Source organism: Virgibacillus siamensis, from assembly GCF_900162695.1.
In the GTDB taxonomy this organism is placed as follows: domain Bacteria; phylum Bacillota; class Bacilli; order Bacillales; family Amphibacillaceae; genus Lentibacillus; species Lentibacillus siamensis_A.
The window spans coordinates 251712-277388 of sequence record NZ_FUIH01000007.1 but is presented as its reverse complement, the minus strand read 5'-3'; the positions used below and the strand labels follow the sequence as shown (position 1 = coordinate 277388).

Sequence of the window (25677 nt, the reverse complement as noted above, 5' to 3'; positions counted from 1 at the left end):
AATCGTTTTCAAAGTTAATCAATATTTTCGAAGACGTTCAATGTGCAGTGTAATATAGCCAAGTTCCTCTTCCGGAAGTATGACATTATAAGTGCTTTGCAATTGGCTTGCCACGTTTTGTGCACATTGATATGAAAAATTGTATTTCATTTTAATCATCTCAAACATTTCCTGATCCATCACATGACTGTCATAGCTTTTCGCCCGCGTCACAGCAAATTGTAAATGTGTCACCAGGCGTTCAAACGATATATCAGATTCCTGGATATCAATGTCCAAATATTCCTTGATTGTCTGCACCATATCCTGAATCATGGTTGTCTGCCGGACTGTTTCGTGTACATCATTTCCTTGCATTTTCATCGTGTGGACATACAATGCGATAAATGCAGCCTCATCATCGGCCATTTGAACACCGCATTTTTCTTTAATATGCCTAATTGCCCACTTCCCTATTTCAAATTCCTCCGTGTAAAGTATTTTTATTTCCTGAAGCAATTTGTTTTTGAGGTGGATGCCGTTCTGCTCCCGCTCGATTGCAAATGAAATATGATCAGCGAGCTGGACCCGGATGTGTTCATTCAACTCAGTGCCAAGCCGTTCTTCAGCATGCTTCATGATTTCCTCAGAAACCGCAAAATGCTCCTCAGGAATCCGTAACAGCAGCTGCTGCAGTTTTTCGTTTTCATTTAAAATAAACAGCTTCTCGACCTTTTGCTGGTTTAATATGTCATTTTTGCCTTTATTAAAACCGACACCATTGCCAATGGCTATTTTCTCTTCCCCATTATCAACTGCAATCACGGCATTATTATTTAATACTTTTTTGATTTTCATCTGCTTTCACATCCTTTGACAGAACGGCCCAGTCTAATTATTTATAGCTGATAATGACTGTTTCACCAGCCTGACATTCTTTTTCTTCACTGATAGAAAAGTGTTTCCCGGACTCCTTACCATTTGTAATAACAATTGGTGTAACAGTATCCGATGCATTTTCACGAACATATTCCAGATCAAATTCGAGAAGCGCATCGCCAGCGGTTACTTGTTTACCAACTTCGGTTTTAACAGTGAATCCCTCACCTTTCAAGGATACCGTTTCAAGCCCGATATGGATTAAAATTTCCACGCCATCTGCTGTTCGAAGACCAATCGCGTGTTTTGTTTCCGGAATCTGAATTATTTTGCCATCTGCAGGGGCACACACCTTCCCATCGGCGGGTTTTATTGCAATCCCATCCCCCATCATTTTCTGATTAAACACAGGGTCCGGAACCTCTTCTAATGGAACCAATTCGCCATTCAGCGGGGCAACAATGGATACTTCTTTTTTTCCGAACATTTTTTTAAACATCGTATCAGCTCCTTTTAACTATGAAAACAAAAAAGACATGGCAGTATAAAGACGGTCGTTTCCCCTCTTTTAATACCACCATGCCTGATCATGTCAGTAACATGTGATTTCCTATTATTTTCAATTATAATTATACCATGACTTTCGATTCGAAACAAATGGTTTACTCCGTGAATACGATGTTATCATTGATATCAATCGGCTCTCTATTACGGAACATAAACAACTGAATCGGCATTGCTATCATACCTGTAAGAATAACCAGAACAAGATGCAGTGTAACATTTCTGGAATATCGTTGAATGATGAAATAAAAACCGTAAATAATCAAGATGCTTGAAACAACACCTATGAATGGGATGAAAGCAGACAAAAAGAATGTGGCTGCCAGTGTCAGGCCATAAATCAGCGTGAATTTTCCGCGCATTGATTCGTGGACATCATTTTCAACCAGCTGTGTCAGCAAAAACATGTTCACAATCGGCACCCAGGCCATCCAGGCGACATCCCCTTTTCCTTCCCGTTTGGCAATCTTGAATAAACCGATTCCCATTAAAATGTAAAGAACGATTCCAACTACAAACATGATCAATGCAAAAACAAACAAACCGGCAAACAACGCGACAAGAAAGCCTTCTTCATTGCTCATCAAAACATTCCTCCCCTAATTTATATTTTTTCAGCTGTTTTCAAACAGATTGTTGATGAACTTAATATAAACTGTGACGCACTGCAATTAGGTTTGTTGATTATATCCTTTATCATAATGCATTGGATACAACAATCGCGAAAAGAGCTTTTATATAAGAGACTGGGACAAGGGTGTTTTCCCCTCTATGTCCCAGCCTCCTTATTTATCTGTCAAAAATAACCCGTGTGCCTGCGATTATATCGTGAATCCCCTGTTTCTCCGGGGCAAAAGCCACAAAAAGATACAACAGATTGGTAATAAAGAAAACACGATGGATAAAGCGCCCGACAATTTCACGGAAAATGAGGTCACTCCAGCCCAATGGCCCGCCATCTTTACGTACTACCCGCAGTCCAAAAATCATCTTGCCAAGTGTTTGGCCGAACCATTTGGTCATCAGCAGGAAGTACAGGTAAAGCACGATTACACCGACAATCCCTGCAGCAGTCCAAAATCCAACATCAATTGCCTCTCCATTATTCATGAATTTAAACGGCAGAAGCAGGATGCCGTTTATACTGAATACGATGATCAGATCGGCCAGGTATGCCCAGAAACGCATCCAGAAACCGGCATAATCCCAATCGGCTTCTTCAATTTTTTCAACATTCACTTGTTCTTCACTCATCAAACGGCACCCCCTTTACTTGGAATATAGATACATCGCACGCGGACCATCCGATTCACGTAATATTTCCCTCAGCCCGAATAGATCTGTTTTGGCTCCGAACATACTTTGCATCGTTCCACCCAAAAATTCATTGAACTGGAAACCGCTCGTATATTTGACCACTTTAGCATTCGACCAGTTATTGTCCTTTTCCATCATTGCAATCGTGTCGTCAAGTGAACCAAGCGCATCAACCAATCCGTTGTTTTTCGCCTGCTGCCCTGTATACACACGACCATCACCCAATTCACGGACCTTTTCCTCGGGCATATCGCGCCCGTTGACAATGACTTCCACAAAATCAGAATACAATCCATCGATCATGGTCTGCAAAATTTTGCGTTCTTCTTTTGTCATTTTTCGACTTGGTGACATAATATCCTTGAATTCACCGGATTTTATCGTATTAAATTTTATCCCATGATTGTGGGCAAATTCCGCATAATTGATACTTTGCATAATGACACCAATTGAGCCGGTCAATGTTGCAGGATGTGCGACAATTTTATCAGCTGCAGCGGAAACATAATAGCCGCCTGATGCCGCCGTATTGCCCATTGATACGTATATCGGCTTAGCGTGTTTTTTCTTAATTTCCACTACGAGATCATGAATTTCGTCACTCTCAACAACTCCGCCGCCAGGTGTATTCACACGTAAAATAATCCCGTCAACACGCTTATCTTCGCCGGCATTCTCCAGCATTTTCATAAACTGATCATGATTATAGGCGCTGGAATTTAACAGTGAATTCCCGGAACTGTCCTGGATAACACCTTGCAGTTCAAGTACAGCGATTTTGTTCCCGGAACCGGGTTCAATGACCTTCTCGGCAAACTCCTGATTGGTTGGCATTTCAAACATAGATTCAAAATCAGCCGTTGCTAAACTTGTTACAAACTGAAAACCTGCTGACACAACAAATAAAGCGACCGCGACTCCTAGTGCGATCCATCGTTTTGTATTCAATTCCACATCCTCCATTTCATTCCTGATGATATGTATTACTATTATCATACAATAATTTATAACTAAATGTTACCTATAACCTGCTACAAATGTACTACACAGGATGCATACGGATTCCGCGGATTACGGATTCCGATTAACCCATTGCATGCAATGCTTCTTTTAAGCTATTCAATTCATCTGCTGTCAGCGTAACTCCTTTTCCCATCTTTTCTTTGTCAGGAGCCCAATCACGCAAATCATACTTTGGATCACGGCCATTCCAGCTGATCAAGCTCAGTTCCTTTGTCCAGCCTTTTGGTGATTCGGAAAGTACTGCAATGGTTTCGATTATTTCATATTGAATCGCTGCCACAATTTTCCCTCCTTAATATACTTCGTAGTTCTGTCCCGTCTGGGCACCTTCCACGCTTTTCACAAATGCACGCGCTACTTTGCCCGCTGGAACCGGGTTGAAACCGGCAAATAAATGGCCAATCCGTTCCCACGATTCCTGAACAATATTCGGACTGACACAGTTTATCCTGATTCCACGCGGCATCTCAATCGCGGACGCCTTCACAAAAGCTTTCACTCCGCCATTTGCCATGGCAGCCGATGCGCCCATTGGAATAGGGTCATCCATCATCACGCCGGTAGTCAGGGTAAAGCTGCCGCCATCATTAACATAATCCATCCCAGTCAGCACCAGATTAATTTGTCCTTTTAGCTTGCTTTCAATTCCTTTTTCATTCAGCTCAGGTGTGAGTTCATCAACCGGTTTAAAATTGGCCCCGCCTGATGCATTTATAACAGCATCCACCATACCTACCTTTTCATACATGTTCCGGATACTTTCAACAGATGTATTATCGACCTGAACATCGGCGCCATTTCTGCCGGCACGAATGATTTCATGATCCTTCTCCAATTCATACGTAATTTCCTTGCCAATGGTTCCACTTGCACCAACAATAAGTATTTTCATTGCCACAACAGTCCCTTCTGTTATTTTAAATAAAGCCTGGTACTCCGCTTCTTCCGCTTCGACCTTGGCGGAACATACCCCCGCTCATAAATTTTCCCTTTAGACATATTACACTTCTTTAGAAATATATCCAGTTCTGCTGTCGCATATGTCTCAAAAGCTTTGATTAAAATTTTAGCAGCAACTCGAGCGTCTTCTAAGGCATGGTGATGTTCAAATGTGATGCCATGATATGCGGCAACCGTATTTAATTTATGGTTGAATAATTGGGGCCAGACATTTCTCGATATATTTGCAGTACACAAATAGTCCAAAGTCGGATAGATGATGTCAAAGTAATCTAGTGTCGCACGAATCACACTCATGTCGAAACTGGCATTATGTGCAACTACCATTTTGTTGGATAGATAAGCTTCAAGTGTCGGCCACAACTCCGCAAATGTCGGCGCATCCCGGACGTCATCTTCCGTAATCCCATGGATGCGTTTATTGAACGGGCTAAAGTGCATCATCGGGTTAATCAAACTGTAATATTCATCGGTAACCCCATTTTCATTGGCCGTGACAATTCCAATTGCACAGGGGCTGTTCCGCTTTTCATTAGCAGTTTCAAAGTCTATCGATACAAATTCCATGCTTAACCTCCCATCCACTAATTCTTCATAAACCAATTTTAGCAAAAATTTCTTCCTGACGCCTGCCGATTGTTTAGATTGCCGTGATGCATTATATGTGTGATTATACGTGATATCATTTCAATCGTAAAAAATATGAACAAGTATTCCAATGCATGATATAACCAAAAATGCCCATGATGAAGTTTAGCTTTATCACCTTTTGCATACCTTTTTTGTACAATTTTTTCATATCTATACCAGTTTGCTGTCCTACTTCGAAATACCCTCACTTATCAGATAAAGATAGGTATTTTTGTTCGTTTTACATCTTGCGGAAGGGGAATTATCAAGTTAACGGCGAGAATTTTAACATGCATGCATATCATATACTAAGAGGAGGAGGCAATTTTCATGAGCAAAATTCATTTAATCCCCCACAAGGTGGACAAAGTCTTTGAAACGGCAGAAGATATTCCGGAGGGTGTAAAAATGATTCAGGCACCGGATATCTGGAAAGAGGCAGACAAAGGAAAAGGTAATGTCGTTGCAGTAATTGACACCGGCTGTCAGATGGACCATCCAAATTTGAAAAAACGGATCATTGATGGAAAGAATTTCACCTCAGATTACGGTGGCGATGCCAAAAAATACGATGACAACAATGGGCATGGCACACACGTATCCGGTACGATTGCTGCATATTCTCAATCAGACAAAGGAATTGCCGGAGTTGCACCTGAAGCAAACCTGCTCGTTGTTAAAGTATTAACTGGAAAAGGAAGCGGTGAATACCAGTGGATCATTGACGGTATTAATTATGCGGTAAACTGGGAAGGTCCAAATGGTGAAAAAACCCGCGCCATTTCCATGTCACTTGGCGGGCCTGAAGATGTCCCCGAACTTTATAAGGCAGTTAAAAAAGCCATTGATGCAGGCATCCCTGTTGTATGTGCAGCCGGTAACAGTGGTGATGGCCGGGCCAAAACCGATGAGTATGCATACCCCGGTTCTTATAATGAAGTCATCCAGGTTGGTGCCATCAACTATGACCGTAAAATTGCCCCTTTCAGCAATACAAACGATGAAATCGACCTTGTTGCACCAGGGGTCAATATTCTATCAACCTATAAAGATGGCAAATTCGCCAAGCTTTCCGGCACATCAATGGCCACCCCGCATATATCGGGATCATTGGCACTAATTACTAATATCGCTGAAAAGCAATTTGACCGCCGGCTGACGGAAGCAGAATTGTATGCCCAGCTTGTCCGCCGCACCATCCCGCTCGGCTACCCGAAATCAGCAGAAGGAAATGGTCTTGTTGCACTTGCTGTTTTGGAGAAATTTGAACAGTTATTGAACGTGTATACAAAATCTTATGGCAGCATGTAGAACATCGCAATTAATTGTTTGAAAAAACATTTTCTTGGGAAAAGTTTCATAAGTGTATAATAAGTGTACAATTTTTCCGATTGGAGGTGTAACGATGGCTAATGAGATTTATGGACCTTATCATTCGAAAGAAGAGGTCATAAAGGCAGTAGACATCATGACTTTGAAGGGATTCAAGGCAGAAAACATCACCATCCTGGCAAATAAAAGACTATCCAGTAAGTTGGAAAACCAGACGGACGCCAATGTGGAAAGCAGTGAAGCGGATGAAAGTGAAACATCCATTTTGAACAGAATTAAAGGGTTGTTTAAGGATGAAGAGGAATCCGAACCGACCTTTTCTGAACGGCTGACAGCACTTGGCATGTCGGAAGCACAAGCAGAAAAATATGTTGAAGGCATTGAATCCGGACAGATTCTTGTGATTGCAAACGATGAATTGCGTTTAGGACATGATGCCTCAAACGATCGAATATCAGGACAAGATTCCGGTCCACTGGAAGAATCCGTATACCTGGAAAATGATTAGACAAAATGGGCTTGTTGCCATGCACCTTGGCAACAAGCCTTTGTTGTAGAAGAACGTACAGAAATGAGGCTGGGGAATATCAAAACGTGTAATCAAAAGACGAACAATTGGGAATTTAGCGGAGGAAGTATACGGAGACTCCTCGAAAAAGGAAAGCACTTTTTCTTCGTGCGATGTAACACTGCGCAGCTTTCCTTGTCCTGCGGGAGGGAAGGCCTAGATGAGACCCCGCAGTGCGACGAGCGGTACTTCCACCGAGTATGCTTCGAGTTGCGAGGAGTGCTGCTTCTCTGAAATCACTTGCAACACGACGAGCACCAAGCACGAGGAGGCTCATCAGCCGCCCGCGGTAAAGAAGACACTGCGACAGCTTGCTTGAGCAGATGTCGCACTTATGCTGGCAGTGAAAGCGAAGTATATTTCCGGAGCGGTTATTAGCTCCATTTTCCAATAGGTTGTTCGGATTTTACATTGAATAATACACTTTTGTCCCAGCCTCATAATTTTGGGATTAACCTTCAGCAGCACTACTTTCCGGTCGTGAATTACGGATGAAGAAGGAAAGCACCAGGCCGATAATCGCTGAGATTCCAGCCACAATAAATGACACGTTAACACCATGCACCAAGCCTGCCACACCTTCATCCGGAATTATATTGTTCGTCATTACAGTTACAAGCAATGCCGTCCCTACTGCACCGGACACCTGGCGCATTGTATTGTTCATTGCGGTACCGTGTGGAATAAGATCCATCGGCAATTGATTCAGACCAGCTGTGGTAACAGGCATCATTACCATCGCCACCCCGAACATCCTGGCCGCATTAACAACTGCCAAATACGTAAAAGTTGTTTCAGGTGTCAGATTTGAGAACATAAAAGTTGTTACCGTTACAATAACCAATCCGATAATCGCGAGCCACCGGGCACCAAACTTATCGAACAGCCTTCCCGTAATCGGGTTCATGAATCCCATCACAAGTGCTCCGGGAAGAAGCATTAGACCGGATTCAAACGCGGAGAACCCAAGCATATTCTGCATAAGCAGCGGAAGTACCGTTGCCGCTCCGATCATTGCAATGAATACGACCATCCCAAGTACGGTAGTCAGCGTAAACATTTTAATTTTAAAGACCCGGAATTCCAAAATTGGCTCCTGGAGCTTCAGCTGGCGAAGAATAAACCATGTCAATGTTACCGCACCAAGTACCAGCGGCAGTACAACCTCAGGCTTTGACCAGCCGCTTCCCGCTACACTGAAACCGTACAATAATCCGCCAAACCCGAGTGAAGACAGGATAATAGACAGGATATCCACCTTTGGAAATGTCTGTTTTGTAACATTTTTAAGGATAAAATACGCAATGATAAAGTCCACTACAACAATTGGGAAAATTACATAAAACAAACTTCTCCACGGATAACTTTCAACTAACCAACCAGATAAAGTCGGTCCAATGGCTGGTGCAAATGCAATAACAAGCCCAAACATCCCCATTGCAGTACCACGCTTATCAGGCGGGAAAATAAGAAACAGAATCGTTTGCATAAGCGGCATGATAATACCTGCACCGGATGCCTGGATAATTCTTCCCACCATCAGAATGGCAAAGTTTGGCGAAACTGCACATATCAGTGTACCAGCCGCAAACAGCCCCATTGCTGTTAAAAACAATGCCCTGGTCGTATACCGTCCTATCAAAAATGCAGTAATCGGAATCATAATACCATTTACAAGCATAAAAATTGATGTCAGCCATTGCGCCAAATTAGCTTCAAGATGAAGATCACGCATGATATGGGGCAATGCCGTTGCCAAAAGCGTTTGGTTTAAAATAGCGGCAAACGCACCGGATAATAATACAGCAATAATTGGAATTTTATTAAACGTAACCTCTGATTGTTGTTCAGCAGTCATAGAAAAAAACCTTCTTTCTTCTTTCAAATCCATTCAGAAGTACACATTCCACACAGATTTTAATTTTTCGATACAAGAGAAAATATTATCATAAATAAGCTATAAAAGAAAGTGAAAAAAATGTGAAGTAAGCGTTTTCCTGGGTTGACAATATTCTTAACATTACGTATATTGAACGGATAAATAACACTCAGGAAATCAGGTGAAAAAATGTCAGTTGAGGATCATTTGCTTCGAATACCCGGTCCAACCCCTATTCCTTCAAGTGTACAACAAGCCATGAGCAAACCAATGATTGGGCACCGGGGTACAGAAACGAAAGCATTATTACAGCGTATTAAGCCAAAGCTAAAAACCATTTTCGGGACTGGTCAGGATGTTTTAATGGTGACAGCGAGCGGTACAGCAGGACTGGAGGCTGCTGTCGTCAACAGCACAAGCCCTGGAGATACAGTATTGGTGCTCGTTACCGGCGCATTTGGTGAACGATTTGCAAAGATATGCGAAAATCATCGATTACATGTCATTCGTCATGATATTGAATGGGGGAAAGCCGTTTCGCCGGATGTCATTCAGGAATATGCATCAAAAAATCCCGGTATAAAAGCGGTATTCGCTACATTTTGCGAAACCTCAACAGGTGTACTGAATCCGGTAAAAGAACTTGCTGAAGCAGTTCATTCCCATACCGATGCATTATTTATAGCAGATGGAGTTTCGGCAGTTGGCGGAACGGAAGTGAAAATGGATGAATGGGGTATTGACGTCCTTGTCACCGGCTCCCAAAAAGCCATGATGCTTCCGCCCGGGCTTACATTCCTTGCAGTGAGCGAACTCGCATGGCGGATTATTGAAAAAAACAGGAATCGTCCTTTTTATTTGGACCTTGTTAAATACCGGGATAAACTGGCGGATGACTCGACACCATTTACCCCGGGACTTTCTTTATTCATGGGCTTGGAACAGGTACTGAATCTTGTGGAAGAGGAAGGGTTAACAAAGGTGTTCAACCGCCACCATTTAATGAAAGAAATGACCAGGGCGGCATTTCACGCAATGGACATCCCCCTTCTTACAAACGAAAGTGATTCATCACCTACAGTCACTTCGGTTGCACCGGCTGATTTCAATCCGGAACAACTGCGAAAACAGGTTAAGTCTGATTTTGGTCTTGATTTGGCAGGCGGACAGCAGCATTTGAAAGGTAAAATTTTTCGAATTGGACATATGGGATACTGCTCCCCGGCCGATGTCCTGCAAACAATCAGCCTGCTCGAAATCGGTATTCAAAAACTGAGCAAGCGAGACGTTATTGGAAAAGGAACAATGGAAGCACAGAAAATCTACCTGGAATGGACGTGATCACATGACTTTCAATATACTGATTGCAGACCCGTTAAGTGAGGATGGCATTCACCCCCTGCGTGATTCAGATCAAGTGAACATAACAGTGAAAACGGATTTTACAGAGGAGGAACTGACAGAGCGGATTTCTGAATATGACGCACTGATTGTACGCAGCCAAACAAAGGTAACCCGGAATATCATTCAGCATGCAGATAATTTAAAAATTGTCGGCCGCGCCGGTGTTGGTGTTGACAACATCGATCTTGATGCGGCAACCGAACATGGAATAATTATCGTAAACGCACCAAATGGCAATACAAACTCAGCAGCTGAACATACAATGGCCATGCTGATGTCATTGTCCAGAAACATCCCTCAGGCATATCTTTCCCTGAAAAATAACGAATGGAATCGGAAAAAATATGTCGGTGTTGAACTGAAGAATAAGACATTGGGCATCATTGGTCTTGGAAGAATCGGAACGGAAGTAGCATCACGTGCAAAGGGGCAACGAATGGATATTATCGCCTATGATCCTTTTTTAACTGAAGAAAAAGCCGAACAGCTTGGCATTCGCTTCGGTTCTGTTGAGGATGTACTGCGTGCGGCAGATTTTATCACGGTACATACACCGCTTTTAAAAGAAACCAAACATATGCTTAATGCAGAAGCTTTTGATCAAATGAAACAGGGCGTTCAAATCATTAATTGTGCCCGCGGCGGAATAATTGATGAAGATGCAATGTACAGGGCTATTCAATCCGGTAAAGTTGCCGGTGCTGCGATGGATGTGTTTGAAGAAGAACCATTTTTGGACAATAAACTCTTGGAACTCCCGGAAGTAATCGCCACCCCGCACCTTGGCGCAAGTACGGTAGAGGCGCAGGAAAATGTTGCAATCGACGTTTGTCAGGATGTCATCCGCTTTTTAACAGGCGATTCAGTACGAAATCCGGTTAATTTGCCAGCAGTACCACAGGAAATCATGAGCAAAATCGAGCCATACTTTAACCTGGCAGAAAAACTTGGGAACTTCCTAACCCATTTAACAGATGAAGTAATCGAAGAAATAAATATATATTACAGTGGCGATTTATCCGAAATTGAAGCCGCCCCCATTACGAGAAACACGGTAAAAGGGCTGCTCCAGCGACATCTCGGAGATCATATCAATGACGTCAACGCCCTGTTTCTGGCTGAACAAAAAGGAATTTCCATTAATGAAAATAAAACATCCCGTGCACGCGGCTTCACCAATTTACTGACTGTCGAAGTCAAAACGAAATCAGCCACACGAAGCGTTGCCGGCACATTGCTGAACGGTCTCGGCGCACGTATCGTTAAGGTCGACCACTACAGTGTTGACTTCACACCAGCCGGACACCTTGTTGTCATCCATCATCAGGACCAGCCAGGTGTTATCGGTAAAATGGGCAGCCTGCTCGCAGACAACCAGGTTAACATCGCCACCATGCAAGTTGATCGATCCGACATCGGAGGCGACGCAATCATGATGCTCACCGTTGACAGACACCCGGAAAAAGAAATCCTTGACCAGCTGTACGAACTTGATGAAATCAAAGATGTTACCCCGATCGATTTATAGTAGTTCTTTAATAAATGATACCGGCGAATCAGAAGGAAGATCCCTCTGATTCGCCGTTTTTTTCGTGTGAGATAATATATATTCAGTTGTAGGATACTATATTTATGATAGAAAGAATATAATCCGCTCGTCAGACGATATATTGTTTTGACAGCAGGTATAGTTGCCTGCATGGAACTTGCTTATCCCATGGCAAGGTCGATAACTCTATATAAAAGTTGATACCACCTGCATGAAAGTTGATTTCTTTCCACTGAAGGTTTATTTCTTTCCATTGTTGGTTGATAATTTCATTCAAAAGTCGATTCCGTGTTAATGAAGGTTGATAAGTTACTGCTACTGTTGATATATACTGTGCGATTGCATACTACCTAATGCAGCCGATATTCCTCCCACTCCGGCGCAACTGCAACCCCCAAACACCCGTTACGTTTCCCCCAACGACTCCAGCAATGGAAGAAGCTCTTCCAGTCTTTCAATCTCATACGCCGGTTTCACGTCGTCCGCCTTCATTTCACGTCTGTTAATCCAAACAGAATCAATTCCGCTTCTTACAGCACCTAAAATATCGGTCCGCAAATTATCGCCAACCATCAGCACTTCATTTGACTCAAGCCCCAATCGCCCCACCGCATATTCAAAAATCGATGTGTCCGGTTTTCCTTTTCCAAACGAACCGGAAATCACGATATGGTTAAAGTACTGCTTCAATTCAGGAGTTAAATCCAGTTTGGTTTGCTGGAGGGACGGTGAACCGTTCGTAAGCAGCAGCAGTTTATATTTTTTTCCCATCTGATCCAGAACGGAAAATGTATCATCATATACAAATGCACTATTTTTACGCATTACCGGGAATGTTTCCGCCAATTCCGCACCAAATTCCGGGTCGGCAATCCCCAATTCGCTCAGGCCGCGTGTCCAGCTTTGTCTGCGATACGCAGGAGCAAGTGCTTTCAATTTTTGAAATTCCTTTCCCTCATCGGAAAAATCGGCCCACAAACCTTCGAACGGATTGATACCAATCATTTTTGTGAATGGAAATGTATCATAAGCGGCATAAAGCGAACGTGCCTGTTCACGGACCCGCTCTTCCAGTTCTGCCGGATTGATATCATATTTTTCCCGAGCCGCATTACATGTTTTCCGAAAGGCTGTTTTAACACTTTTTTCATCCCAGAGCAGTGTATCATCCAAATCGAACATAATTGCTTTTTTCATGTGTTGCACCCCCGACTTTAATACACGTAAATAAAAAAGACTGTTAATGACAGCGCAATTGTTATGATATAAATCCATAACAACCGCGGGACATTTGACCTTATAGACTGTGTCTCGTACTCGCGGGAACGCTGCAGCTCATTTTCGAAGCCGTCCCCTTCTTCTTCATATTTTTTCATCTTCTTTTCTTCCTGCCTAAAAACCAAAGCAGTACCGCCAAGGGCCAGAACAAATAAGATGCCTAAGAAAATAATAAGTTCAAATGATAACAAAATCTTCCCTCCTGAACATGATATTCGCTCAAACAAGCACAGCCGCATATATATAATGGATAATGTAAAAGGAGTGATTCCACATGTATTATTCATATATGCCAATCTACTGTCAGAACCCATATTGCCCGAACAGCCCGAACTTTCATAGGAGACAGCAGCTGCCTGATGTTGATGCTTCGTTGTTATTTGAATCCGCGAAAGAAACGAAATCACTAATGGAAGATGCCAGTATCGTTCTCGATAAACTTGCTGATTCCGAAGAATTTGATACAGAGCTTATGTATGCAGCACAAGCATCCGACATTGATGAAGTGAGACGGCTCATCCATACGCTCGGTATCACATCTTCCACCGATGTTGACTACAATCCTGATGGACTGAACATTTCTTTCAACTCAAAGATTAATGAACTTGACTGCTGCAGATTACGGATTGCGCTGCGCTGGCGCTAAGTCATAGATTCATATTTTCTGACCAGATTAAAATGATGCTGTTCGTGAATTGCAAGTAACTGTACACTTTGAATGACATTCGGGCAATGGGCAACAGGATCCGGATAATAAATTTGTCCGGCGATATCCTGTTTAATATGATGAAGATCCATTCGCAGTTTAACAGTTTCAAACGAAAGCATCTCTTTAATTTCTTCAAAATTGTATTTCTCTGCCAATCCTGGAGGAGGCACAATCAATTTCGGGGCGTTCATCGGCCTTTGTTTCTTTATATTATATTCACGATAAATATTATGGATTTCCGTTGGATAAGGATTTTTTCGTCGCAAATAGGCAACAGGTTGTAATACAGGAATATAAACACTTGAAAGCCTTCGAAAAAAACGGGATATCAACACAAGGTGGTACAACGTTTCACCAATTGACCACTTATCCGGAAAAGGTCTAATAAATGCCCGCGAGAAATCCACATCCTGATCATGATAAAATGCTTCGCGCTGCCGCTCCATCTGTTGAAAATATTCGGTCATCAGTTGGCTCTTCATTACATTCACCTTCTTTACCGTTATCATACCATATCTGAATCGTTTCAAGGTAAAAAAAGGTGCAGCATTAATGGGTATTTCCCCCAATGCTGCACCTTTTTGTAAATTATCCGATTGTTCCTTTAAAAACCATGCCCTGCTTGAAATCAATTATTTTAAGTACATTTGTATCCTTCATATAAATGCTTTTAAATTGGCCATCCCCATTATCATTGTTTAAAATAATCACACGTTTATGCGCATTGTCTTTAACGATTTGCATTTCATAATCGTCGGCATCAATATGCTCATCCAACACTGTGAATTCCGGAAATTCACGGTTACCATCGTTGTCTTCCGTGTCCTCTTGGTGAACATCCACTTCAGGTAAAATCGTGTTAAAAATCATTCCTTGGTCAAACGCAATCATTTTTAGCCGGTTTGTATTCTTTACAAAAATACTCTTATATTGTGCCTGTCCCGAATCACTCTTAAACAGAATAATCCGCTCATGTTGATTATTTTCCACGACCTCTGCTGAAAAACTTCTCAAATTCACCTGCTCTTCCAGCACTTCAAATTCCGGTAACATCTTTATATCCGCTTTTATCTCCTGCTGTTTCATATGATTTGTTCCCGCTTCTGCATCCGACTGTTCTGCTTCATCCGGATCAAATACACCTGTTCCGGCAAAGCCGCCTGCTGTTAAAATCATCGCTCCTGCCGCTGTTGTGACCAAAAGTGTTTTCATACTAAGTATCTCTCCTTCTCACTTTCTATCTGCCTCCATAATAGACCACCACTTTAAGAAAAAGCTTTGAAGAAAATGAGAATTTGCTGAGAATCCGGCAGCAGGGATGTTAGGTACCCGGCGTCACCCGAATTATGTTGCAATTTGTCATATTAGTTGCCGGACCCGAAAAAGCCTACAACACCAATGATCAGCAGGAAAACAAACAACCAAAACAGCATATTTTTATAGAATGGATTTCCCTTTTTCATCTGAACACCTCCATATAAAGAGCGTTTTAGCTCATCTAAATCTAGTATACCGCACTACACTACAGAGGTGTCTGACATCACCCGAATTTTATCGAAAAAAATATGATGCGCGTTGTGGAGGGCACCATATCTGTCGTTCTTTTTATTAGGTTATTTTTTGCTTGAGTTGCTGGAATTGCTCGATGGAGCTGGTCAGCATTCGCTCATACAGTTTCAGAATGGACTGTCCATAATTGTCACCTGGTACTGCCCATTTACCGTTTAACTTAACCCAAGTTGGGGCAGATCCCCGGGCTACCAAATCAAAGCGCGGATCAACCAATGGGTATTTGTCCGGCAGTGAATCTGTCGTTGCATATGCAAACAAATGCTGAATATGTGCCAGCACGCCTTCACGGGGTGTATCAAAACTGGCTCCTGGATTATCCGGTCCGGTAGCACCCAATCCGCAAAAATTATTTTGCTCCGGCTGTACAACACCCGTAAATCTTAAATAATCTGTCTCATGCATCGCCTGGGCAAAAGCAACATCCCCTCGAATCCCGTAATATTCACCAAAAATTAAATAATGGATCCCGATTTTAATTGCGTCCGCGTTTACTTCCTTAACAAACTGATCCATCAATTCCGGGGATAGAAAAGTTTTTCCCTTAATAGCGTATCCATCCGAACCGCCTCCACTGTCAGCCCCTTTCCCTTCTTTCAAAATATATGCGTCCTTAATTCCGGCATTCCGTACTTTTTCCAATCGCTGCTCCGCATTTTTCCGTTTTGAAAATGCACCTGCCTGAACACGATACCATTGCTCACCGGAAATTGTTGCCGGACTGACAAAAGCTTCAATTCCTTTTGATTTCAGGTAATCGGCCCGCTGTTCAGCATTTTTCCTCGACTGAAACGAACCGGCAATCACTTTATAAAGTACGTCGGACTCCTCTTTTGGCTTTAAACCGAAAGCCCGCTCAAGTCCATTCACATGACCCTGCGCCACTGTTTGGCGCCACGATGCATCACGCATCAATGCAGCATCATGATCATTCGTAATAAATCCGTTTTCTGACAGCATTGCCGGCATCACAGATTCACGCAGAACATGAAAATTGGCTTTTTTCTTCCCGCGATCCCGAAGCCGATTGACCTTTGTGACCTCTTCATGCATAACATCCCGGTATTCCGCTGTTTTCGATGAATCGGACAAACTACTGTGAATATAGTCTTCATATCCTTGTGCATCTCCATTAAAAGCATTGCAGTGAATCGATAAAAAGTAATCCGCGCCCCAGGCATTTGCCTCGTTTGTCCGTTCATCCAAACTTACACTGCTGTCGCCCGTGCGGCTCATTCGCACATCAGCATCTTTGTAATTATTGTTCAAAAGATTACGAATTCGCAACGCAATATCCAGCGTGATATCCTTTTCATCCAAACCATTCCCCTGTGCACCAGGATCTGATCCCCCGTGTCCCGGGTCCAAATAAAGTTTCATGATATTTTCTCCCCTCGTTTAAAATGATATTGCAATACCATCATATGGACGAACAGAAAAATCGTATTGGACAAAAGATTCAACTTTGATGAAATTGAGAAAAATAGCAGAAGATACGTATCCACTGTCCTGTCCAAACAGCATACAAAAGACATGCATGTCCCTTACCTGTACCCATCCGCAATTGCCGGTTTCCCTTTTTCCTGCACTTCAACCAGATACCGGAACGCTTCAGGCTGTGATCCATCGACATCATAAAATCCATATTCTTTCGCAAGCTGTCCGCTGGAAAGAGATTTTCCATTCCATTTGCCCTGCTCCGGATCTTGCGCCAAAGCCGCGACTGCACGTCCAACAAACCGCGGTGTTTCCGAGATGATAAAATGCTGATCAACTTTTGTGCCGTCCATCCAGTTTTCTTCTGTCACCCCAAACTCCTCAAGCATAATTTCCGAACGCATCCAACCTGGTGTAAGTGAAACAGCCGTACATCCATAAGCTGAAACTTCCTTTGCAAGCCCTTTTGCCATACGGGTCACCGAACTTTTTGCCAAATCGTAAAATAACGGCTCGCGATAATGATTATTGTTATACTCTTCCGTACCATCCGTCATTTCGACGACAAGCCCGCCATGATTTTTCACCAACAAAGGCAGTGCATGGTGACTGGTCACAAGATGTGTATCAATCGCAAGCCGCAGCATTCGCAGTCCTTTTTCAAGAGAGTGCTCCCAGACCTTCTTTCCCCATTCCACCAGATATTCACTGCCCCAAATATCATTCACCAAAATATCGAGTCTGCCATACTCCCGCTCAATCTCCTTCATCAGTATCTGAACCTGATTATGTTCCAGATGATCTACCTGACGTGCGATTCCAACACCACCAAGTTCATTCACCAATTCAGCTGTCTCTTCAATCGTTTCCGGTCTGCCATATTCGGAGATTTCTTCCCGAGTCGTTCTTCCGGTTACAATGACCGTTGCACCGGCAGCGCCTAATTCCATTGCGATACCGCGACCCGCACCCCGTGTTCCGCCGGCAACCAAGGCAATTTTCCCTTCTAGTCCTTTCAATCCGCATCCCTCCCTTTTATAGCTTGTCCCCAGCATAACATCGATTGTATACGTATATACCCTGCCTGCAACTTCCCAAACATTAAGCGAGGCCGAATTTCCTGTCTCTGAAATTCAAATTTTGTTTTTTAAAAACCCCACCCGACATTACAACCTGGAAAGTGCTTATAAATCAGCGTTCTTCTTCAAGCATTGCTTTCATCAATTCTTCAGCCAATACCTTCGCTGAAAGCACTCCGCCAAAAACCGGCGTATCACCGGGAATCTGGTGTGTGTGGCCTGCTTTTACAAAACTGAGCTCTTCCCATACCGGGTTTCCTTTCAGCTGATTTTCAAAAATGTTATCATCCTTCTGAACAAAGTACAGGAACTGCATATCTTTCTTCTGATAGTTCTGCAGTGCCTCTACCCCCGCTGTGGCAAAACCATAAGGCTGGTGCTTCTCAGACTCAAAGGCATTTTCAAACCCAAGCCGCTTCATTACTTGTGAAACGATGGAGTTTTCGGTATACATCCGTAATGTTGGTGAATTTTGCGAGGAAAAAGCGAGTGTTGCAATATACTCTTTTCCTGCAAGCCCGGCATCAGCTAGCCGCTGCTTCTGTTTGTCAAAATATCCATTCAGTTCATTGATTTTTTGATTTGCAACATCTTCTTTATCCACGATTTTTGCGACCGTTTTGAATTCATCCATCATTTCCTGATACAGATTTTGCGAGTTTTCTTTACTGTACGGGGCAAATGTCACAGTTGGCGCGATCTGATTTAATTTATCCAAAATTTTCTCATGACGGAACTTCGCTGCAATTATCAGATCGGGATTAAGTCGCGAGATTGCTTCCAGATTCGGTTCTTGTCTGGTCCCAACATCTTGTACACTACCAGCCAGATCAGTATCCAGGTTAATCCAATCGTTGTAACTGTCTATATCCGGAACCCCAGCCGGCTGAATCCCCAGCGCAAGTAAATGTTCCGCATACCACCATTCCAGGACAACAATCTTTTTTGGAGTTCCCTCAATGGTCTGCGTCCCCATTGCATCTTGAATTTTAATTGTTCTATCGGATGATTTGTCCGGTGCGTTGCTGGTCTGATCTGATTTTGAATCATCCCCACTGCAAGCCGATAATACTGAAAGCAGCATCACCAAAGCAAAAACTGTCCACTTCTTCATCGGTTACCTCCCTGAAAAATATGTATTATACACACGTTTTAATTGATAATGATTATCAATTTCATAACAATTATTACTATAATCGTACTTTTCACGCGTGTCAACGTTTAAAAAATAAAACCGGACAGATTTTTCAACAGTGTGTTCGTTCGTATGCAAGGCGCGCGTTTAAGGCAAGTGTTCGCACGTTTGAGGTCAATATACACTCGAATCTAACATGAAAAGCGGTATGCAAACCCAAAATTCACATACCGTTTCCATTCGTTTATAACCTTGTTGCTGCTCCACCACTATTTACTGCAGTGTCATGCTGTTCCTATAAGGCAGTCTCTTGTTCTTCCTTGGCATCATTTACCTTACCAAGAATCATATAATCCATTTCTTTTCTTGGGATCTTTTGAAATACCGGTTTTCGTATAAAATAAAATACCGTACCGATTAAGACCCAAATAACAAGCGCGACTAATGAAGGCATGCTCAGAAATCCGGGTGATCCTGGAACAAGCAGCAAAGCAAGTATCCCCAGACCGAATAAGGAGCCAAGCAATGACATGAATTTTTTTACTGGTGCGGTTTTTTTTATGCTTTGATTGCCTTGACTGGACCATTTGAAACTTTTATATGCAACTAAACAACAATAAAAGAAGACGATGGCTATACCCGTCGAGGACATGTTAACTACCCATGACAAAACAGATCTGCCGAACCATGGAGCAATTAAACATAATAAACAAGCAATAATGATGCCGAAATATGGCGTATTATTTTTCGAATGTAACTTGGCGAATACTTTCGGTAAAAACTGTGCTCTACCCATTGCAACAAGCACACGGCTTGCAGCCAGATAAAAACCGTTCAGCCCTGTGAAAACACCCATACATAAAGATACTGCTAAAATCAACATACCTGCATTTCCCAGTGTTCCAGCCACCACTGTGCCGGTTCCCCAAATATCATTTGTTGCCGCAAGTTCCTGCCATGGCATTGGCAATGCTGTAACCATAATCATTACGGAATATTCCAACGCCGCAAAAATAAGGGCGAATAAAATAAGGGAAAAAGCCTTTTTAGGCGGAAAATCAAACTCCTCAGCTACTTGAGGTATACTGGCAAACCCTACATAAGCCCATGGAGCAATGGCGACAATGGCAATAACAGATGACCAGGGCGATATACCAGGTTTAAAACCCGGCTGCAAATTGCTGAAGGATGTATCAGAATTGAAGATCATCCCTAAAAACAGTAATGCTACTCCGACAAGCAGCAGAATGCAAAATACGTATTGCGTCCTTCCGGTTAAAGTTGTGCCCCGGACATTCATATAGGCAAAAACAATTAATGCAATACTTGCCACTAAAATTTGACCAAAATAAACGTCCCATCCCGCAATACTGTACAAATAACCCCATTCCACCAAGCCTGGCATTAAAAACTTTGCTAATAATGCCAGTGCAGAGGCATTCAAGGCAACAATACAAATATATGCTAAAGCCAATGCCCAACCACAAATAAAAGCGTGCGTTCTTCCGAATTTGGCATAAACGAAAGCAACATCTCCCCCGGATACAGGTAATTCCTTAATTAAAAACCCGTAACTGACTCCAATTACAAGCATAATCAATGCACCAATCAGAAAGCCGATAATAACCCCAAGCGGACCACCTTGACCCATCCAGATTGCTGGTTGAACAAAACTTCCCCACCCTATGGCGGATCCAAAAGCAATTGCCCATACCCACTGCGGCTTCAACGTCCTTTTCAATTGTTCTCTTTCTTTCATGAATATACTCCCTTCAGTTTTAAAGATTCAACAATATTCCCGAGGCCAGCAAAATCTTTCATTTCAATGGGCACTTATCACCTCACATTTGGTATCGCTTACACCGTAACCCTTATCTGCGCAATTATCAACCTGACCAAACAAACTCTCCACCGGAAAACCGGCGGAGAGTTTTGCATATGACCTTATTTTCCCCAAACATCGAAGTCCAGATGCTTATACTTATCCAGAAGACGGGTTGGCATTTTCAGAGCGTCTTTACGGAATGGCGGTGCAAGCTGAGTACCGTCAACATAAATGTTTAGTACAGCAGGTTTGCGCTTGGCCAGTGCATCTTCAATGGCCGGTGCAATATCTTCCGGCTTATCAATCGTGTAACCAAGTGCACCCATGGATTTCGCCACTTCCGCAAACTCCGGTGCGGAAATATTCGATCCGACATAACGGTCATCATAGTAATCAACCTGGTTCTTTTTCTCTGCTGCCCATGACTTGTTGTTGAAGACACACGCCACTACAGGAATATTTTGCTCAACGGCTGTACTTACTTCATGCAGACTCATCCCCCATGCACCATCACCGATAATCGCAAAAACAGGTGCATCCGGTTCGGCAAGCTGTGCACCAAGTGCTGCAGGATACGCGAATCCAGTGTTGCCAAAAGTTAATGCTGCAATATGGCGCCGTGTCTGATTAAAGCGCAAATACGCATTTGCAGTGGATGAAACATTACCAATATCAGATGAAACAATCGCATTCTCCGGCAATGCTTTAGTCATTTCAAGCAGGGCACGGCGCGGATTGATTGGTGTGCCATCTTCCATTGCTGTATCAACCAACTCTTTTTCCCACGCTTCCTTCCATTCGCCTATTTGCTTCAGTCGTGCATCGTCTTTTTCAGGAGAAGGGAGCACCTCCTGCAGTCTTTGGTAAATTTCATCACTTGCAGCTTTGGCATCCCCGATGATCCCCACTTCTACCGGGTGTGTGCGCCCAATTTGGCGCGGGTTAATATCAACTTGAATAATCTTGGCATTTTTCGGGAAGTAGTCAATATCATAACTTGGTAATGTTCCAAACTGGGACAGCCTTGTGCCGACTGCCAAAACGACATCTGCTTCCTTCAAAGCATACATGGCAGATTTAGCACCCATATACCCAATTGGTCCAACTCCTAATGGATGATCGGCCGGGAATGCATCATTATGCATATAAGCACATGCCGCCGGGGCTGTAAGGTGTTCTGCGATTTTCACCACGGAATCCACACCGTCTGCATCAACTGAACCGCGGCCGGAAATAATTGCCGGCTTTTTTGCATTTTTCAGCAAATCAACCGCACGTTGAATAGATGCAACATCACCAAAGCCGCGTTTTTCTGCACGGTACTGTTTGGGTTCCAAAATATAATCTTCCATTTCACCATAGAATAAATCACGTGGAATATCATACAGTACAGGCCCCCGTTCGGCGTATGCAATCCGAAATGCGGTGCGCAGGCAATCTGCCACCCGGTTTTTATTGGTAACCCGGACTGTTTCTTTTGTTATATCTTCAAAAATGGAAACCTGGTTTGCTTCCTGGAAACCATCAAGACCGATAGAAGCGGTGCCAGCGGATGGTGAAATAACAACCATTGGACTATGCGCCTGATTTGCTGCCGCTACAGAGGTAACCATGTTCGTTATTCCGGGACCATTCTGCCCGACAATCACCCCTGCTGTACCGGACACACGCTCATAGGCATCTGCCATATGACCTGCACTTTGCTCATGGCGTACCGGTATGAAACGGATATCGGCGGTCGGGAATAAATCCAGCATATCCATAAATGCTGATCCGACAATTCCGTATACCTCCTTCACATTTTCCGCCACAAGTGTTTCCACGATTGCCTCACTCGGTGTCATCCGCTGCTTCTTATTAACCGTCTGCTTCATTTCTTCTTTTTGTTTTACCATACGTTAATCCTCCTCAAAAAATATAGTAATAAATAATCTTACCTTCGTATCCAATCACGATCGAAATAGCGTCTGTCTAAATACTGCTAATGACGGATTTAACAGTTTCAATGATGAAATCCAGGTCGCCCTCTGTACTGGAAAGCGGAGGAGCAATAATGATAATGTTATTGCCGCCTGGAACGGTTTGACCGTTACTGCCGATGATCAGTCCGCTTTCTCTGCACTTGCCGACAATGTTGGCAACGGTTGCTTCATCGAGCGGTTCTTTGGTCAACTTGTCTTTAACCATTTCCAGGCCGACCAGAAAACCAACCTGCCTGACTTCCCCGACGTTTTCGTGGTTGCTCAGACTGTGTAATTCAATCAGTTTGGAATTGGCCAGTTCATCGACGCGTCCCACAATATTTTCGTTTTCGATAATTTCAATATTTTTCAGTGCAACAGCACATGCTGCAGGATGCCCTCCATACGTTGAGACGTGACGAAGATGATTGTCTTTTCCTTCTTCCTTGAATACATTGTGAATATCCTCTTTTACCGCAGTAGCCCCAAGCGGCAAATAACCACTTGTCAGCCCTTTTGCCATCGTGACAATATCTGGCTGGACACCTGCTGCATGTTTGAATCCGAACATTTTTCCGGTTCGTCCAAAGCCGGATACCACCTCATCCATAATGAGTAATACATTGTACTCCCGGCAAATCTCCGCAACACGCTGAATGTATCGGACAGATGGTATGATGACACCGCCACCTGAAATAAATGGTTCCATAATAACGGCGGCTACTGTCTCCTCACCTTCCCATTTGATTGTTTCTTCCAATTGATCTGCAGCCCGAAGATCTTTTTCTTCCTTTGTACCGGAATACAGGGATCTGTAGCTGTATGGTGGTGATACATGCAGAAATCCGGGTGCTGCCGGATCATATTTAAAACGTCTGTTGGCCTGGGCGGTCGCACTCATTGCACCAAGTGTTGACCCATGATAAGCACGATAGCGGGAAATAAATTTAAATTTCCCAGGATTCCCCGTTTGAATATGATACTGACGTGCAATTTTAAAGGCTGTTTCATTTGCTTCGGATCCACTGTTGGAAAAGAATGTCTGGTATTCCTCACCAAGCAATTGACTAAGTTTATTTGCCAGGTCAATCGCCGGCTGATGGTTCATTGTTAAAGGGAAATAAGATAGTTTCCGCATCTGTTCTGCAGCAGCTTCAACTATTTCTTCCCGGCCATAGCCAAGATTCAGACACCATAGACCAGATACCCCGTCAAGATACTGTTTCCCATCCTTGTCGGTAAACCATGAGCCTTGCCCTGATTCAGCCACCATTGCTTTTGCCGCCGGATTGTATTTATGCATTGCATTCCAAAGATGAGACTCCTGTTCAACAGTTACACTGTTCAACTCCGCTTTTGTTTTCATTTTCCTCCCTCATTTCACATAAATTTTTTGTGGAAACAAAATAAATTACAAAACAACCGGTTCATTCTCCAAAACAGATGCAATTGGTTTAAATGGTTTGTTATATTCTTTTGCAACACTCTTGAACGTTATATGTCCTTTATGGGTATTGACACCTTTTGCAAATGCCTCATTTGATTTAACAGCCTCTTCAAACCCTTTATTTGCCAAAAACAGACCATATTTACTGGCGTCATTGGTCAGAGATAGTGTGGATGTCCTTGCAACAGCCCCAGGGATGTTGGCAACTGCATAATGCAAGACACCATGTTTCGTGTATGCTGGATTATCATGCGTCGTCACCCGGTCAGCCGTTTCAATTACCCCGCCTTGATCCACTGCCACATCAATAATGACTGAGCCAGGCGACATTTCTTTGACCATTTCTTCTTTAACGAGTTTCGGAGTTTTTGCCCCCGGAATCAGCACAGCTCCGATTAGCAGATCCGCTTTTTTCACAGATTCTTGAATATTAAGCGGATTGGACATTAGTGTATTGACATTTCCACCGAATAAGTCATCCAACTCACGCAGTCGATTCGTGTTGATATCCAAAATCGTTACATTTGCACGAAACCCGGCAGCCATTTTAGCAGCATTGGTCCCGACAGCACCTCCTCCGACTATGACCACATTGGCTGGATTCACGCCTGGTACACCGCTGAGCAGGACCCCTTTTCCACCTTTTGTGTTTTCCAGAAATTGCGCTCCTATCTGAACAGACATCCGGCCGGCGATTTCGCTCATTGGAGCAAGAAGCGGCAGTGCACCATTCGCTTCCTGAACCGTTTCATAGGCAATAGCGGTAACTTTTTTCTCCGTAAGCTGTGCGGTTAATTCCGGTTCGGCAGCGAGATGCAGATACGTGAACAAAATAAGCCCTTCATATAAAAACTTATATTCTTCCGGCTGTGGCTCTTTCACTTTCATTACCATTTCCGCCGACCATGCTTCGCTAGCGCCATTTACAATTTCAGCCCCGGCAGCCTTGTATTCTTCATCAAGGAAACCGCTTCCACTTCCAGCCGAAGCTTGAATAAGCACCTCGTGTCCTGCATTGACAAACAATGTAACTCCAGAGGGTGTCATTGCAACACGATTTTCATTGTTTTTCACTTCTTTGGGAACTCCTACAATCATGAAATCACTCCAATCATATGATCATAACCAATAACCTCCCGAACAACATCATGAC

General features: G+C 43.2%; 25 protein-coding genes. 5 read left to right on the top strand and 20 right to left on the bottom strand.

Annotation, left to right across the window (positions count from 1 at the left end; translation table 11 throughout):
- Positions 1–18: 18 nt before the first annotated feature.
- From B1K71_RS05070 to B1K71_RS05035, 8 genes are all read right to left on the bottom strand, one after another.
- Positions 19–837: a PRD domain-containing protein gene (locus B1K71_RS05070; RefSeq protein WP_077324908.1), complete on the bottom strand. Its 819-nt coding sequence runs from the start codon at positions 835–837 to the stop codon at positions 19–21.
- Between the two features lie 37 nt (positions 838–874).
- The gene (locus B1K71_RS05065) at positions 875–1357 is read right to left on the bottom strand and encodes a PTS sugar transporter subunit IIA (RefSeq protein ID WP_077324907.1); all 483 of its coding nucleotides are present in this window, start codon (positions 1355–1357) and stop codon (positions 875–877) included.
- A 163-nt stretch (positions 1358–1520) separates the two neighbouring features.
- Positions 1521–2006 carry a hypothetical protein gene (locus B1K71_RS05060; RefSeq protein WP_077324906.1) on the bottom strand — a complete coding sequence of 162 codons (486 nt, stop codon included), beginning with the start codon at positions 2004–2006 and terminating at the stop codon, positions 1521–1523.
- Positions 2007–2211: 205 nt separating this feature from the next.
- Positions 2212–2676, bottom strand: coding sequence for an RDD family protein (locus B1K71_RS05055; RefSeq protein ID WP_077324905.1), 465 nt, complete (start codon positions 2674–2676; stop codon positions 2212–2214).
- A 15-nt stretch (positions 2677–2691) separates the two neighbouring features.
- Positions 2692–3687: a signal peptide peptidase SppA gene (sppA, locus tag B1K71_RS05050; RefSeq protein WP_077324904.1), complete on the bottom strand. Its 996-nt coding sequence runs from the start codon at positions 3685–3687 to the stop codon at positions 2692–2694.
- A 136-nt stretch (positions 3688–3823) separates the two neighbouring features.
- Positions 3824–4042: a YdbC family protein gene (locus B1K71_RS05045; protein ID WP_077324903.1), complete on the bottom strand. Its 219-nt coding sequence runs from the start codon at positions 4040–4042 to the stop codon at positions 3824–3826.
- Positions 4043–4054: 12 nt separating this feature from the next.
- Positions 4055–4654: a short chain dehydrogenase gene (locus B1K71_RS05040; RefSeq protein ID WP_077330039.1), complete on the bottom strand. Its 600-nt coding sequence runs from the start codon at positions 4652–4654 to the stop codon at positions 4055–4057.
- Positions 4655–4674: 20 nt separating this feature from the next.
- On the bottom strand, positions 4675–5289 hold the full coding sequence (locus B1K71_RS05035; RefSeq protein WP_077324902.1) for a 3'-5' exonuclease: 615 nt from the start codon (positions 5287–5289) through the stop codon (positions 4675–4677).
- A 393-nt stretch (positions 5290–5682) separates the two neighbouring features.
- Here B1K71_RS05035 and B1K71_RS05030 point away from each other — a divergent pair, with 393 nt between their 5' ends.
- Both B1K71_RS05030 and B1K71_RS05025 read left to right on the top strand, forming a co-directional pair.
- Positions 5683–6663 (top strand): S8 family peptidase, encoded by a 981-nt coding sequence (locus B1K71_RS05030; RefSeq protein ID WP_077324901.1) that lies wholly within the window; start codon positions 5683–5685, stop codon positions 6661–6663.
- 94 nt (positions 6664–6757) lie between these two features.
- Positions 6758–7192: a general stress protein gene (locus B1K71_RS05025; RefSeq protein WP_077324900.1), complete on the top strand. Its 435-nt coding sequence runs from the start codon at positions 6758–6760 to the stop codon at positions 7190–7192.
- Between the two features lie 511 nt (positions 7193–7703).
- On the opposite strand, the gene B1K71_RS05020 is transcribed toward B1K71_RS05025, so the two are convergent.
- Positions 7704–9110: an MDR family MFS transporter gene (locus B1K71_RS05020; protein ID WP_077324899.1), complete on the bottom strand. Its 1407-nt coding sequence runs from the start codon at positions 9108–9110 to the stop codon at positions 7704–7706.
- A gap of 210 nt (positions 9111–9320) precedes the next feature.
- Between B1K71_RS05020 and B1K71_RS05015 the strand changes: the two genes are divergently transcribed.
- Together B1K71_RS05015 and serA are read left to right on the top strand one after the other, a co-directional pair.
- Positions 9321–10472, top strand: coding sequence for a pyridoxal-phosphate-dependent aminotransferase family protein (locus B1K71_RS05015; protein ID WP_077324898.1), 1152 nt, complete (start codon positions 9321–9323; stop codon positions 10470–10472).
- 4 nt (positions 10473–10476) lie between these two features.
- Positions 10477–12063, top strand: coding sequence for a phosphoglycerate dehydrogenase (gene serA / locus B1K71_RS05010; protein ID WP_077324897.1), 1587 nt, complete (start codon positions 10477–10479; stop codon positions 12061–12063).
- Between the two features lie 426 nt (positions 12064–12489).
- Here the strand turns inward: serA and B1K71_RS05005 are convergent, their stop codons facing one another.
- A complete protein-coding gene (locus B1K71_RS05005) occupies positions 12490–13281 on the bottom strand; it encodes an HAD family hydrolase (RefSeq protein ID WP_077324896.1) in 792 nt (263 codons plus the stop codon).
- A 17-nt stretch (positions 13282–13298) separates the two neighbouring features.
- Positions 13299–13553 (bottom strand): hypothetical protein, encoded by a 255-nt coding sequence (locus B1K71_RS05000; protein WP_245799166.1) that lies wholly within the window; start codon positions 13551–13553, stop codon positions 13299–13301.
- 83 nt (positions 13554–13636) lie between these two features.
- Here B1K71_RS05000 and B1K71_RS04995 point away from each other — a divergent pair, with 83 nt between their 5' ends.
- A complete protein-coding gene (locus B1K71_RS04995; RefSeq protein ID WP_077324895.1) occupies positions 13637–14008 on the top strand; it encodes a hypothetical protein in 372 nt (123 codons plus the stop codon).
- Here the strand turns inward: B1K71_RS04995 and B1K71_RS04990 are convergent.
- From B1K71_RS04990 to ald, 9 genes are all read right to left on the bottom strand, one after another.
- On the bottom strand, positions 14005–14553 hold the full coding sequence (locus tag B1K71_RS04990) for a DinB family protein (protein WP_175631838.1): 549 nt from the start codon (positions 14551–14553) through the stop codon (positions 14005–14007). The genes B1K71_RS04995 and B1K71_RS04990 overlap by 4 nt on opposite strands.
- 106 nt (positions 14554–14659) lie before the next feature.
- Positions 14660–15283, bottom strand: a complete 624-nt coding sequence (locus tag B1K71_RS04985) for a hypothetical protein (protein WP_077324893.1) — start codon at positions 15281–15283, stop codon at positions 14660–14662.
- Between the two features lie 396 nt (positions 15284–15679).
- Positions 15680–17020, bottom strand: coding sequence for an N-acetylmuramoyl-L-alanine amidase (locus tag B1K71_RS04980; RefSeq protein WP_077324892.1), 1341 nt, complete (start codon positions 17018–17020; stop codon positions 15680–15682).
- Positions 17021–17184: 164 nt separating this feature from the next.
- A complete protein-coding gene (locus tag B1K71_RS04975) occupies positions 17185–18096 on the bottom strand; it encodes an SDR family oxidoreductase (RefSeq protein ID WP_077324891.1) in 912 nt (303 codons plus the stop codon).
- 172 nt (positions 18097–18268) lie between these two features.
- The gene (locus B1K71_RS04970; RefSeq protein ID WP_077324890.1) at positions 18269–19270 is read right to left on the bottom strand and encodes an ABC transporter substrate-binding protein; all 1002 of its coding nucleotides are present in this window, start codon (positions 19268–19270) and stop codon (positions 18269–18271) included.
- A 316-nt stretch (positions 19271–19586) separates the two neighbouring features.
- Entirely contained in the window at positions 19587–21050 is a 1464-nt protein-coding gene (locus tag B1K71_RS04965) for an APC family permease (protein ID WP_077324889.1), read from the bottom strand.
- Between the two features lie 185 nt (positions 21051–21235).
- The gene (gene xsc, locus B1K71_RS04960; protein ID WP_077324888.1) at positions 21236–23011 is read right to left on the bottom strand and encodes a sulfoacetaldehyde acetyltransferase; all 1776 of its coding nucleotides are present in this window, start codon (positions 23009–23011) and stop codon (positions 21236–21238) included.
- Between the two features lie 76 nt (positions 23012–23087).
- Entirely contained in the window at positions 23088–24443 is a 1356-nt protein-coding gene (locus B1K71_RS04955; protein ID WP_077324887.1) for an aminotransferase, read from the bottom strand.
- A 45-nt stretch (positions 24444–24488) separates the two neighbouring features.
- Entirely contained in the window at positions 24489–25622 is a 1134-nt protein-coding gene (gene ald / locus B1K71_RS04950) for an alanine dehydrogenase (protein WP_077324886.1), read from the bottom strand.
- Between the last annotated feature and the right edge of the window lie 55 nt (positions 25623–25677).